At 73.9% G+C, this 12,832-nt stretch carries 8 protein-coding genes; 4 read left to right on the plus strand and 4 right to left on the minus strand.

Features of this window, described 5'->3' with window-relative positions; translation table 11 throughout:
- Positions 1-1,419: outer membrane protein assembly factor BamB family protein (locus NFU81_RS39405; protein ID WP_251501784.1), on the plus strand; the 1,419-nt coding region annotated here is incomplete at its 5' end.
- Positions 1,420-1,953: 534 nt separating this feature from the next.
- On the opposite strand, the gene NFU81_RS39410 is transcribed toward NFU81_RS39405, so the two are convergent.
- The gene (locus tag NFU81_RS39410; RefSeq protein WP_251501787.1) at positions 1,954-2,121 is read right to left on the minus strand and encodes a hypothetical protein; all 168 of its coding nucleotides are present in this window, start codon (positions 2,119-2,121) and stop codon (positions 1,954-1,956) included.
- 166 nt (positions 2,122-2,287) lie between these two features.
- A complete protein-coding gene (gene afsR / locus NFU81_RS39415; protein WP_251501790.1) occupies positions 2,288-5,236 on the minus strand; it encodes an SARP-family global regulator AfsR in 2,949 nt (982 codons plus the stop codon).
- Between the two features lie 370 nt (positions 5,237-5,606).
- Here afsR and NFU81_RS39420 point away from each other — a divergent pair, with 370 nt between their 5' ends.
- Together NFU81_RS39420 and NFU81_RS39425 are read left to right on the plus strand one after the other, a co-directional pair.
- Positions 5,607-6,656 (plus strand): AMP-binding protein, encoded by a 1,050-nt coding sequence (locus NFU81_RS39420; RefSeq protein ID WP_251501793.1) that lies wholly within the window; start codon positions 5,607-5,609, stop codon positions 6,654-6,656.
- A 119-nt stretch (positions 6,657-6,775) separates the two neighbouring features.
- A complete protein-coding gene (locus NFU81_RS39425; RefSeq protein WP_251501796.1) occupies positions 6,776-7,321 on the plus strand; it encodes a GNAT family N-acetyltransferase in 546 nt (181 codons plus the stop codon).
- A gap of 18 nt (positions 7,322-7,339) precedes the next feature.
- Here the strand turns inward: NFU81_RS39425 and NFU81_RS39430 are convergent, their stop codons facing one another.
- Both NFU81_RS39430 and NFU81_RS39435 read right to left on the minus strand, forming a co-directional pair.
- Positions 7,340-8,386, minus strand: a complete 1,047-nt coding sequence (locus tag NFU81_RS39430) for a BUD32 family EKC/KEOPS complex subunit (RefSeq protein WP_251501799.1) — start codon at positions 8,384-8,386, stop codon at positions 7,340-7,342.
- 124 nt (positions 8,387-8,510) lie between these two features.
- Positions 8,511-10,049, minus strand: coding sequence for a CehA/McbA family metallohydrolase (locus NFU81_RS39435; RefSeq protein WP_251501802.1), 1,539 nt, complete (start codon positions 10,047-10,049; stop codon positions 8,511-8,513).
- 185 nt (positions 10,050-10,234) lie between these two features.
- On the opposite strand from NFU81_RS39435, the gene NFU81_RS39440 reads away from it, so the two are divergent.
- Complete coding sequence (locus NFU81_RS39440; RefSeq protein WP_251501805.1) at positions 10,235-12,811, plus strand: bifunctional FO biosynthesis protein CofGH; 2,577 nt, start codon at positions 10,235-10,237, stop codon at positions 12,809-12,811.
- Positions 12,812-12,832 lie beyond the last annotated feature (21 nt).

Here is a 12,832-nt window from a genome sequence, read left to right on the forward strand (position 1 = left end):
GAGCCCGACCGGCTGCCGCCGCGCCCCGCGCAGCCGCCGCCGGTCCCCGCGCACGCGCCGGGCACCGACGGCAACCACAGCCGGCACGGTGCGGCAGAGCCGGTGCAGCTCGCCGGGTCCGCGCCGATCGGTCCTGGCCTGCGGGTCGCGGACGCCGCCGAGCACAAGGCGGTGAGCGGGGCCGCGCCCGGCACCGAATGGGTCCGCCGCAGAGCCGGGGCGCACCGGGCGGGCGACCCGGCGCAGGCCGCGGTCCCCGCGCAGGGCACGACGGCGCCGGCACCGTCCGCGGAGTGGCGGCCCTGGCGCTTCCGGATGTCGAACGACGTGTGGGGCACCCCGGTGGTGGCCGGCGGGCTGCTGTACGTCACGTCCTTCGAGGTGCACGCGCTGGATGTGGCCAGCGGGCGGCGCGAGTTCAAGACCCGGGACGTGGCCTGGACGATGGCGGTGGCCGGCGGGCGTATCCACGCCTCCGACGGGCCGAGCCTGTTCGCGCTGGACGCGGCGGACGGCAGCGACCGGTGGCGTACGCCCATCGACGGCTGGGTCTACGCGGTACGCACCGACGCCGGCACCGTCGTCACCGGCACCCGGGGCGGCGGGGTCCAGGCGTGGGACGCGGGCCGCGGGATGCTGCGGTGGGAGCGGGGCGGGGCGCAGACGGAGTTCGAGTCGCCGGACTCGGGCCCGACCGTCGTCGGCCGGGCCGTGTACTACCAGGGCGGCGGGCAGCTGCACGCGGTGGACGCGCTGACCGGGGCGGAGATGTGGTCGTACCCGGTCGGTGAGCCGGGCGCGGCCGGTGCGATGCCGACCAGGCCGGTGGTCGAGGACGGCGTCGTCTACCTGACGGCGGGCACCCGGGTGCTCGCGCTCGATGCCCGCAGCGGCACCGAGCGCTGGCGTTTCGACGCCCCCGCGGTGATCTTCGCGCCGCCCGCGTACGTGGCGGCCTCCGGGTCCTCGGGCGGCGGGGTCTACGTCGCCGACCACCTCGGTACGGTCTACGCGCTCGACCCGGCCGGCGGGCGGGAGCGGTGGCGGATCGCCACCGAGCCGCGGCAGTCCGTGGAGCCGGTCGTGGTGGCGGCCGGCGCGGTGCATCTGGGCGCGGGCAGCGCGCTCTACACCCTGGACGCGTCCGACGGCACCCCGCGGTGGAGGTTCGCGGCGCAGGGCGAGGTCGTCGGGTCGCCCGCCGTCGCCGACGGCCGGGTGCACTTCGGGTCCAAGGACCACTGCCTCTACACGGTGGACGCGCAGGGCGGGCAGTTGCGCTGGAGGCTGGAGACCGGCGGCGAGATCACCGGCTCGCCGGTCAGCGCGGACGGCGTGGTCTACGCCTGCTCCAAGGACCGCTGCGTGTACGCGCTCGACGCGACGAAGGGGACCGGGGCGTCGTCCCGCAGGGCGTAGCCCAGGAGAGCGAAGAGGGAGCCGAGCAGGGCCGCGGCCGCGGGCGTGGCACCGGCCCCGGTGACGAGGCCGTCCACCCGTGCTGCCGGACCCGTGGCGCCCGCCCTGCCGGAAACGGAAGGGGATCCGGACGGCGGACACCGCTCCGATGAGCGCGAGGAGCGCGAGCCGGGGATGTTGCGGAGCATCCGGCGGCACCGCTCTCTTCCGCGTACTCAGCCCCCTCGGGCCCCGAGGTTACGCCGGGTGCATCGGGTTTGCCACGCCAGGCGGCACAGCGGAGTCAGCACAGCGGGGTCAGCACAGCAGGGTCGGCACGGCAAAGAGCAGACTGACCGCAGCGTCCCCTCCGAGCTGCGGTCAGTCTGCTCCTGCGAGCCCGGGGCGTTCGTCCGCGGCCCTGATCCGCGGACGATTCCCCCTCCCGGGCTGCCCCCCTGGTCCCCCGTATTCCCCCCCGGTTCCCCCGGTTCCCCCCCGGTTCCCCCGTGCGACCGCTCCCGTCAGCGGACGTCTCAATGGGCGCCTCAGTGGTTACTGGCGCGTGCCGTCGGTGTAGACGTTGGTCGGCTTCACGGTGCCCGGAGCGGTGGACGGCTCGGCGGCCGTCTCCGGGGTGCTGTCGGTGTACACGTTGTCCGGGTCGACAGTTCCGCCGTCGTGCGTCGGAGCCTTCGGCGTCTTCGGCTGGTCTGCGCTCATCGTGCTCTCCTGTGTGCTGTGCGTGTGGGGACGTACCGTCGTGACGCCCGCCCGGCAGCGACCCCCGTGCACCACCGAGCGGGCAGCTCGTGCAGTGATGGAATCCTGGCACCCCGCGATAATCAACTGATAAACGGCATCAGTTGAGCGATAAAGGGTCGATCTGCTAGACGGCGAACGACGTCCGCGGCTCGTCGTGGTCCTCGTCGCCGAGCAGGCGGCGCACGTCGGCGGCCTCCGGTGAGCCCAGCTGGGTGAAGATCGCCAGCGCGTCGTGCCAGCAGGCGTGCGCGCGGATCTCCTGGCCCATTCCGTCAAGTGCCAGGCCCAGCACGGTCAGCGCGTTGGCCATCCGCCACTCGCCGCCGGTCTCCCGCAGGATGGCCAGCGCCTGCTCGACGTGGGAGGCGGACTGCCGCCACCGCTTGGCGGCCAGGTGGACCTGCGCCAGCCGGAAGAGCGTCATGCCCTCCCAGAACTGCTGCCGGACGGCGAGGAAGATGTCCAGCGCCTCGGTGAGGCAGTCGAGCGCCTCGTCGAGGCGGTCGGCGGCGGTGAGCGTGACGCCCATGGTGTACAGCCCGTTGCCCAGCCGGAAGCCGGCGCCCAGCTCCCGGTGGATCGCCACGACCCGCTCCGCGGTGGCCGTCGCGGCCTCGGTGTCGCCGAGGTTCTGCTGCGCGCGCGCCAGGTTGCTCAGCGCCGACGCCTCGCCGTGCTTGTTGCCGTCCGCCCTGAAGGCTTCGAGCGCGGTGGTGTGGTAGTCGGCGCTCTCGGCGAAGCGATGGTCGACGTGGGCCAGCGAACCCCGCAGGTTCGGGGCGTAGCTGCACGTCATCGGGTCCTCGGCGGCCAGGCCCAGCAGCATCGCGCGCTTGGCCTCGTCCTCCGCCGCCTCGAACCTGCCGGACAGCCGCAGCTGCTGCCCCAGCCAGAAGCGGGCGCGGCCCTCGACCAGGGTGTCGCCGCAGTCCTGCGCGGTGACCACCAGGGCGCGTACGGCCTGCTCGTACTGCCGGGCGTAGACGCCGGACTCCATCAGGTCCTGGGTGGCCAGCAGCACGTCGACGGCGCGGCGCAGGAAGCTCTCGCAGCCGCCGCCGGCGGCCTGCTGCACGGTCGCCAGCAGCCCCTGGGCCTCGGAGAACAGCCACTCCAGGGACTCCTCCCTGGTGCCGAAGGCCAGGCCCGGGTGACTGGTCGGGGTCAGGTGGTCCATGATCCGGTCGCCGGGGTTCTCCAGCGCGTACGCGGACACCGCGGAGGCCAGCGAGAAGTCCAGCAGCCGGGACAGCGTCGCGCAGCGGTCCTCGGCCGTCTCGTCGGCCTCGGCGCGCTCGCGGGCGTAGAGCCGCAGCAGGTCGTGGAAGCGGTAGCGGGCCGGCGCGGCCGACTCGATGAGGCTGATGTCGACCAGCGCTTCGAGCAGTTCCTCGGTGTGGTAGCGGTCCAGGTCGAGCACGGCCGCCGCGGCGTCCAGCGAGATGTCGGGACCCTCGGGCAGCGAGAGCAGCCGGAAGGCGCGGGCCTGCGCGGGGGAGAGGTGGTCGTAGCCGAGGGCGAAGGTGGCCTTCACCGCGAGGTCGCCGGCCCGCAGCTCGTCCAGCCTGCGCCGGTGGTCGGCGAGCTTGTTGGCCAGGACGGACACCGTCCAGGTGCGGCGGGCGGCCAGCCGCGAGGCGGCGATACGGATCGCGAGCGGCAGGAAGCCGCAGGCGGCGACGACGTCGAGGGCGGCCTGCCGCTCGCTGTTGACCCGCTCCTCGCCGACGATACGGGTGAACAGCAGCAGCGACTCCTCGGGCGACATCACGTCGAGGTCGACCAGATGCGCGCCCGCCAGGTCGACCATCCGCACCCGGCTGGTGACCAGCGCGGCGCAGCCGGGGGTGCCGGGCAGCAACTGGCGTATCTGCGCGGCGTCGTAGGCGTTGTCGAGCAGCGCGAGGACGCGGCGGCCGTCGAGGGTGGAGCGGTAGAGGGCGGCGCGGTCGGCCAGAGACTCGGGGATCGCCGCGTCGGGCAGGCCCAGGGCGCGCAGGAACGAGCCCAGGACGGCCTCGGGTTCCGCCGGCCGCGGCCCGGTGCCCTGCAGGTCGACGTAGAGCTGCCCGTCGGGGAACTCCTCGCGGGCCTCGTGCGCGACCTGTACGGCCAGCGTGGTCTTGCCGACGCCGCCGATGCCCGCGACGGCGGAGACCGCCATCACGCCGCTGCCCTGCGACGCCCCGGCCAGCTGCTCGCCCAGCTCGCGGACGAAGGCGGCGCGACCGGTGAAGTCCGAGACGGTGGCGGGCAGCTGCGCGGGCCGCAGGATCTCCGGTGCGCCCGGTGCGGCGGCCCCCTGCGGCGGGGCGAGGGCGGTGTCCGCCTCCAGGATGCGCTGGTGCAGCTCGCTCAGCTCGGCGGACGGGTCGATGCCCAGCTCGTCGGCGAGCAGCCGCCGCGTGTCGGCGTAGACGCCGAGGGCCTCGGCCTGCCGTCCGCTGCGGTAGAGGGCCAGCATCAGCAGGGCGCGCAGCCGTTCGCGCAGCGGGTGCTCCGCGGTGATCGCGGTCAGCTCGGAGACGGCCTCGGCGTGGGCGCCGATCTCCAGGTCGAGTTCGAGCCGCACCTCGATCAGGCTCAGGTGCCATTCCGCGAGCCGGACCCGCTGGGTCTCGGCGAAGGGTCCTGACAGGCCGGCCAGCGGCTCGCCCTCCCACAGGTCCAGGGCGCTGACCATCAGGTCGCGGGCCTGCGCCGGGTCGGCCTGGCGCACCTTCTCCGCCTCCGCGGCCAGCTGCTCGACCAGGGTGGAGTCCAGCGCCTCGACCGGGATCTGGATCGCGTAGCCGCCCGACTCGGTGACCAGGGTCTGCGAGCCGAGCGCCTTGCGCAGCCGGAAGGCGTACGAACGCAGGGCGGCGAGCGCGGTGTTGGGCGGCTTCTCGCCCCACAGGGCGTCGAGCAGTTCCGACGCGGTCGCCGTACGTCCGCCGCGGAGCAGCAGCACGGCCAGCAGCGCGCGCTGCTGGGGTGCGCCGGTGGCGATCGGCTCGTCGTCGCGCCAGGCGCGCACCGGTCCGAGGACCGCGAACCGCAGGCCGCCGCCCGGTTCCGTCCCGCTTCCCATCCCTGCCCCCTGAACCGCCTGCGAGAGCCGCACCGGTCACGACATTGCCGGGCCGGGTCGGCTCTCCGCGCGTATATCAATCATTCATCGCCGAACGGAACAGTTGTCCGCACGGCACTCGTCGGCGGAGCAGTGCGTTCAGCCCCGTCCGTGTCAGTTTGCCGTGTCGGGCCGCCCCAGGTCACCCCATGCGGGTTCCTAACCGGCCCAACGGCAGAAGTTGGGCCGAATTTGATATTCCGTCTGTGCGTGCGCGGAGGTTGTGGTGTGTGGGGATGGATCGAGGCGTGGGGCTTTGCGCGACAGGACGGGTAGCTGAGCCGCGATGTGTGCGAAGTGTGCGGATATCGCGGGTGGCCCGCGCCCGACGGTGGTACGGGGTACCGGCGCACCTGATGCGCCGGGTCGGCACGCGGCCGACGGCCGCGGAGCGGGGTCGTACGGGCCGGGCGGCGGCCCACCCGACACGGCCTACGCGGCCCGGGCGCTCGACGGTACGGGTGCGCTCGACGGCTCGCTGGGCGGGCAGTCCGGCTGGTTCGGGCGGCCGCAGCGCGAGTCCGTACGGCGGCTGCACGCAGCGCAGCCGCCGGGTACGACGTACGCGCCGCAATATGCCGGGCCGCGGGAGACCGCTGCTATGAGCGGCGGAAAACACAGCAAGCCGCGCAGGTCGCGGACCGGCGGCGGTGGCGGCGGCGGTGCGTGGCCCGTCGCCGGGGACGGCGGCCGGCTGCCCGGGCCGCTGCTGCGCCGGCGCGCGGAGCGGCACCCGACCATGGTTCCCGAGCTGCCCTTCGAGGGCCGGGCGGGCGCGGCGGTGGGCACCGCGGGCTGCAGCTTCGCCGAACTCGACCGGCGTGCCCGGGCGATCGCCGCACGGCTCGGCACATTGCTCAGCCCCGGCAGCCGCGTGCTGCTCGTCTATCCGGAGGGCCCCGACCTTGCGGGCGCCTTCTTCGGCTGCCTTTACGCGGGCATGGCCGCGGTCCCGCTGGTGCTGACGACCCCCGGCGCCATCCACACGGTGCCGCGCGCCGTCCAGCGCTGCGCCCCCGACCTGGTCCTCACCGGTACCGACGGCTGGCACGCGCTCGACGTCGACCGCAACCGCACGCAGGTCGTCGAGGCGGACGGCGTACGCGTCGGCGGGGAACCGGTGTGGCGGCTGGCCACACAGTGGCGCCCGGTCGGCGTCCTGCGCGGCGCCCCCGCGTACCACTGCTACCACGACGACGGCCCGGCGGGCGGCCGGCTCGAAGCGGCAATGTGCCACGGCGACCTGGCCGAGGTGATGACCGAACTCGCGCAGGCCGTGCGGCTCGGCACGGACGAGGAGAACGTCGGCTGGATCGCGGCGGTGCACGGCCTGGAGGAGGCCGTGTGGCGCATCCTGCTGCCGGTCCGGGTGACCGGCTGACATCGGGCGGGCCGCGGATCCCACCTGGTGCCGAGCCGGCGAAATCCGCTCGCCGCCCTGCTCAGCGGTGCTGTTGACTGCGGGGCGGATCCGGCAGGCGAGCAAGCAGGGGGAGCGGCATGGCAGCGCAGTTCCGTACGGCAGGACCCGGCGATGCGGCGGCGGTGGCGCGGCTGCACGCCGACAGTTGGCGGCGCCACTACCGCGGGGCGTACTCCGACGCCTATCTCGACGGCGATGTCCTCACCGACCGGCTGGCCGTCTGGTCGGGGCGCCTTGCCGCGCCCGAGGGCACGCGCACGCTGCTGGCCGAGGACGGCACGGAGGTGCTCGGCTTCGTCCACGTCGTCCTCGACGAGGATCCCGAGTGGGGCACCCTGGTCGACAACCTGCACGTGACGTCGGCCCGGCAGCGTACGGGAGTGGGCCGCGCCCTGCTCACCCGCGCCGCGCAGGAGGCCGTCGCCGGCGCGCAGTCCCCGGCGCTGTACCTGTGGGTGCTGGAGCAGAACACGCCCGCCCAGGCGTTCTACAAGGCGCTGGGCGCCGCCCACGTCGGGACGACCCTCGTCGGCGCCCCGGCGGGCGACCCGGCCTGCCTGAACGGCACACCGTCCAAATTCCGCATGTCCTGGCCCGACGCGACCCGCCTGCGCCCTGCCTGAGACCGCGAGCCGCACGGGTCAGCCGCCCTCCAGGCGCCGTACCGACTCCACCGGGTACGGCGTCCGGGCGTCCTGCTGCAGCGTGCGGCGGAAGTCGGTCAGCACCGCGGCCAGCGGGGCGTGCCGGGCGATGAACGCCGCGGGCTGCGCCGGGATGCCCGTGGGGCGGGCGCCGGCGGCGAAGGCGCGCAGGAGCGCGTCGTGCTCCGCCTCGCGCGGCTCGTACAGCGCGGCGATCAGCCGGTGGACCAGCGAGGTGACGGTGTAGCCGCGGTCGTAGGCCTGGTGGCGCGCGAAGAAGGCGGCTTCTTCCTCGGCCAGTTCGAAGCGCGAGGACAGGGCGAGGCCGAAGTCGGTGGCGTACAGGCGCCGGCCGTCGGTGAGGATGTTGCCGAAGTGGGCGTCGAAGTGGAGCAGCCCGCGGGAGTTCATGAACGAGGTGAGAGCGGCCAGCTCGCGCGCCACCATGGTGCAGGCCCGGTCGGCGGTACGGCCGCCGGCCGCCAACCGCGGCGGCAGCCAGTCCTTCAGGTTCTCCGGGATGTACTCCAGGAAGAGCGCGAGACTCGCCGTCGCCCCGCCGCGCTCCCCGATCAGCCGGCGGACCGCCTCGTCGCCGCCCCAGTAGGCCACGACGCTGTCCACGTCGGCGAGTTCCGCGGGGACAGCGGCAGGCGCGGTGCCGGGCAGCACCCGCCAGTGGTACATCAGCGGGAATCCGGCGCAATGTCCCGCGAGTACCCAGTCCGTGGTCATGGTGTGCACGGCGAGTTCGCGCCACGCCCCGAAGCCCGGGCTGCTGCCGAAGCCGTAGTGGCAGATGGCGGGGACACCGTGGATGTTGGCAGTGGACCGGGCGGATTCCGGGCGTGTCTCCCGCTCGGTGAGCGTCACCAGCTTCACGAACACCTCGGTGCCGCCGACGTCGAGCAGCGCGGTGCTGCCGCCGATGCCGGAGCCGAGCGGCGCCGCCGCCTCGACGGCGTCCCGCAGGGCGCGGTCGCTGTGCAGGGCCAGTGCCGTGGAGACGGCTCCATGGGTGGTCAACCGGGAACGCCGCGACATGTCACGGGCTTTGGCTGCTTCCGGCACGCGCACCGACCTCGATCCGTCGGCGCCCGCCGCCTGCGCGCGCCCCGTGCCCGACACTGCCACATGGCGGCGGTGCCGGGCGCGGGTGTTCGCGGGGCTACTCGCGGCCGAGCCAGATCGGGTTGGTGATTGCCGCGGCGGGGCCGGGGATGCCGGCCGGGGTGCCCGCCGGGGCGGGGTGGCGGACCTCGGCGCGGACGTAGGCGGCCAGTGAGGCGGTGGTCTGCCAGCTGACCGTTCCCGACGCGGGAAGCGCGGAGGCGAAGACCTGGCCCTCGTCGGAGACCAGGCGCAGCAGCGAGTCCGCGGGGACGCCGGAGACGGTCAGGGTCACCGTCACCTCGGCGTCGGGCGCGACCGGCAGCCGGTCGCCGATGCCCGCGTGCTCGCCGTGCGGCCCCGATGCGGTGAAGGACAGCTGGACGGCGGCGTTCTCCGCGATCCAGGAGTGGCCGGCCCTGATACCCGCCTGCAGGGCGCGGCGGTTGAGGCCGTCGGCCAGCACGACGGTCTGCGGGAGGCCGACGACGTCGGGGTCGCGGTGGGCGTCGGAGTTGCCCATCGCGGGCACCCAGTGGCCGTCGCCGCGGCGGACCGCGCCGGTCAGCAGGTTGTCCCAGGTCAGCAGGGAGAGCTCGTCGTCGGTGGTCCAGGGGCCGTTCCAGACCTCGATGGCGTCGACGTTGTCGTAGCCGAACTTCCACTGGCTGGCCAGGCTCGTGCCGTACGGGTGGGCCGGCACCACGATGCCGCCCGCGCGGCGGATCTGCCGGGCGAAGGAGTCGAAGGCCTCGTCGCGCGCCCGGTAGCGCCAGTCGACGAACTCGCCGCCGTCCAGGCCGATCGCCAGGTAGTGGCCGTTGCGGGTGGTCACCTCCTCGCCGGTGAGGATCAGCAGGTCGTCGCCGGCCAGCGGGCCGAGGAAGGGGTGCGCGGCGCTGGTGTTGTGGTCGCTGGAGTTGATGAAGTCCAGCTTCGCCGCCCGGGCCAGCGCGGCCAGCTGCTCCAGGGTGCGCTTGCCGTCGGAGTGCACGGTGTGCAGGTGGCAGTCGCCGCGGTACCAGCCGCGGCCGCGGCCGGCGACCTGCTCCGGCGGGTAGTCCGGCTTCGGGGTGCGGCCCTGCTCGCCGGGCGTCAGGGTGACGGTCACCGTGTAGTCCAGGCCCTGCGGCGCCACGGTGTACGGCCCGAGGACGACGTACCAGGTGCCCGCCTCGACCGGCCCGGCCAGATAACCGGGGGTGGCCTCCTCCGCGCTGATCGCGAACTCGGTGCGCGCGCCCCCCGACCAGCCGCGGAAGCCGCGCCCGCCCAGGGCGGTGCCGTGCTGGTCGAAGATGCCGATGTCGCACGCGTTGCCGAGGGTGCCGGCCGGCACGGCGGGCCGGTCGTAGCTGTACGACACCGCGATCTGCCGCACCCCGCGCGGCACCTCGACGGGCAGGTACACGAAGTCGGCCACTCCGGTGGGGAGGTGGCCGGTGACGGTCCTCGTCAGGTCCTGACCTGACGCAGGGCCCGCGGAGCCGGCGGAACCGGAGGGGTCGGAAGCTGCGGCGAAGTTCACGGGGGCCAGCGTAAGCACGGTGGTCGTGCCGGCCAGTGCGGAGAGTTTGAGTACGTCGCGTCGGTCCATAGCGGTCACGTTTACCCCGGCGGGTGACGCCGAAGTAACCCCCACCTTGTGGGCAGGTGCACCGTCGCCTAAACCCCCCACCGCCGGCCGGTTGTCCCCTACGGGCGGCTATGCCCTTTTGAGGTGGCGGTGACCCGCCCGCCCGTCGGAGGACGTCTGTCGCAGGGGCGACCTATGCTCGGGGGATGACCTTGGAGCCGCCCACCGCCAACGCCATGCGCCGCGCCCTGCACCGCGCGGCGGAAGGTGTCGCCCTCGACACGGGCGAGGCCGCCGTGCTGCTGCAAGCCCGCGGCGGCGACCTGGACAGGCTGGCCGCGACCGCGGCCAGGGTGCGGGACGCCGGGCTGGAGGCGGCGGGAAGGCCCGGCGTCATCACGTACTCGCGGAAGGTGTTCATACCGCTGACGCGGCTGTGCAGGGACACCTGCCACTACTGCACCTTCGTCACGGTGCCCGGCAAACTGCGCCGGGAGGGCCACGGCCTGTACCTCTCCCCTGACGAGGTGCTGGACATCGCCCGGCGCGGCGCCGCTATGGGCTGCAAGGAAGCGTTGTTCACGCTCGGCGACCGCCCGGAGGACCGCTGGCCCGAAGCGCGCGAGTGGCTGGACGCGCACGGCTACGACGACACGCTCGCGTACGTGCGCGCCATGTCGGTGCGGGTGCTGGAGGAGACCGGGCTGCTGCCGCACCTCAACCCCGGGGTGCTGTCGTGGACGGACCTGCAGCGGCTCAAGCCGGTCGCGCCGTCCATGGGCATGATGCTGGAGACGACCGCGACCCGGCTGTGGTCCGAGCGCGGCGGCCCGCACTTCGGTTCGCCCGACAAGGAGCCCGCGGTGCGGCTGCGGGTCCTGGAGGACGCCGGCCGCTCCAACGTGCCGTTCACGACCGGCATCCTGATCGGCATCGGGGAGACGTACGAGGAGCGCGCCGAGTCGCTGTTCGCGATCCGCCGCACCGCCCGCCGCTACCACGGCATCCAGGAAGTGATCATCCAGAACTTCCGGGCCAAGCCGGACACCGCGATGCGCGGCATGCCCGACGCGGAGCTGGAGGAGCTGGCCGCGGCGATCGCCGTGGCAAGGGTGGTGCTCGGCCCCGCGGCCCGCATCCAGGCGCCGCCGAACCTCGTGGACGGCGAGTACGACCGCTTCATCGCGGCGGGCATCGACGACTGGGGCGGCGTCTCGCCGCTGACCCCCGACCACGTCAACCCCGAGCGCCCCTGGCCGCAGATCGACGACCTGGCCGCCCGTACCGCGCAGGCCGGCTTCACGCTGCGCGAAAGGCTCACCATCTACCCGGAGTTCGTGCAGCGCGGCGAGCCCTGGCTCGACCCGCGCCTGGTCCCGCACGTGCGGGCGCTCGCCGACCCGGACACCGGGCTGGCGCGGGAGGACGCCGTCGTCGAGGGCCGGCCCTGGCAGGAGCCCGACGAGGCCTTCCCCGCGGCAGGCGGGCGCACCGACCTGCACCGCACGATCGACACCGAAGGCCGCACCGCCGACCGCAGGGACGACTTCGACGACGTCTACGGCGACTGGGCCGAACTGCGCGAGCAGGCCGCGCCCGGCATGGTGCCCGACCGGGTGGACGCCGACGTCCGCAAGGCGCTGTCCGTTGCCGCGGACGACCCGACGAAGCTCACCGACGCCGAAGCGCTCGCCCTGCTGCACGCCGACGGCCCCGCCCTGGACGCCCTGTGCCGGATCGCGGACGACCTGCGCAGGGACGTCGTCGGCGACGAGGTCACGTACATCGTGACGCGCAACATCAACTTCACCAACGTCTGCTACACCGGCTGCCGCTTCTGCGCCTTCGCGCAGCGCCGCACCGACGCCGACGCGTACACCCTCTCGCTCGACCAGGTCGCCGACCGGGTCCAGCAGGCGTGGGAGGTCGGCGCGACCGAGGTGTGCATGCAGGGCGGCATCCACCCCGACCTGCCGGGCAGCGCCTACTTCGACATCGCTCGGGCGGTCAAGGCCCGTGTCCCCGGCATGCACATGCACGCCTTCTCGCCGATGGAGGTCGTCAACGGCGCCACGCGCACCGGGCTGTCGATCCGCGACTGGCTGACCGCCGCCAAGGAGGCGGGCCTCGACTCGATCCCCGGCACCGCGGCGGAGATCCTCGACGACGAGGTGCGCTGGGTCCTGACCAAGGGCAAGCTGCCCACCGCGACCTGGATCGAGGTCGTCAGCACCGCCCACGAGCTGGGCATCCGCTCGTCGTCCACCATGATGTACGGCCACGTCGACCAGCCGCACCACTGGCTCGGCCACCTGCGGCTGCTCGCCGAGATCCAGCAGCGCACCGGCGGCTTCACCGAGTTCGTGACGCTGCCCTTCATCCACACCAACGCGCCCGTCTACCTGGCCGGGATCGCCCGCCCAGGGCCGACCGCCCGCGACAACCGGGCCGTCACCGCGATGGCCCGCCTGCTGCTGCACCCGCACATCACCAACATCCAGACCAGCTGGGTGAAACTCGGCGCGGAGGGCGCGGCCGAAATGCTCCGTTCGGGTGCCAACGACCTCGGCGGCACGCTGATGGAGGAGACCATCTCCCGTATGGCGGGCTCCGGTTACGGCTCCTACCGGTCCATCCGCGACCTGGTCGCCATCGCGGAGGCGGCCGGGCGCCCCGCCCGGCAGCGCACCACGCTGTACGGTGAGGTGCCCGCCGAGCGCATCGCGGCCGGCCTCGCCTCCGACGGCCACCTTCCCGAGCTGCTGCCGGTGCTGGGGGACTGAACGGGCGGCGGAGGCAGGGCG

The sequence above is a fragment of the Actinacidiphila cocklensis genome (assembly GCF_907177275.1).
In the GTDB taxonomy this organism is placed as follows: Bacteria; Actinomycetota; Actinomycetes; order Streptomycetales; family Streptomycetaceae; genus Actinacidiphila; species Actinacidiphila cocklensis.

Coding starts and splice junctions, on each gene's coding strand:
- NFU81_RS39440 (WP_251501805.1), top strand. CDS start 10,235: ATGACCTTGGAGCCGCCCACCGCCAACGCCATGCGCCGCGCCCTGCAC.
- afsR (WP_251501790.1), bottom strand. CDS start 5,236: ATGGGAAGCGGGACGGAACCGGGCGGCGGCCTGCGGTTCGCGGTCCTC.
- NFU81_RS39435 (WP_251501802.1), bottom strand. CDS start 10,049: ATGGACCGACGCGACGTACTCAAACTCTCCGCACTGGCCGGCACGACC.
- NFU81_RS39425 (WP_251501796.1), top strand. CDS start 6,776: ATGGCAGCGCAGTTCCGTACGGCAGGACCCGGCGATGCGGCGGCGGTG.
- NFU81_RS39410 (WP_251501787.1), bottom strand. CDS start 2,121: ATGAGCGCAGACCAGCCGAAGACGCCGAAGGCTCCGACGCACGACGGC.
- NFU81_RS39430 (WP_251501799.1), bottom strand. CDS start 8,386: ATGTCGCGGCGTTCCCGGTTGACCACCCATGGAGCCGTCTCCACGGCA.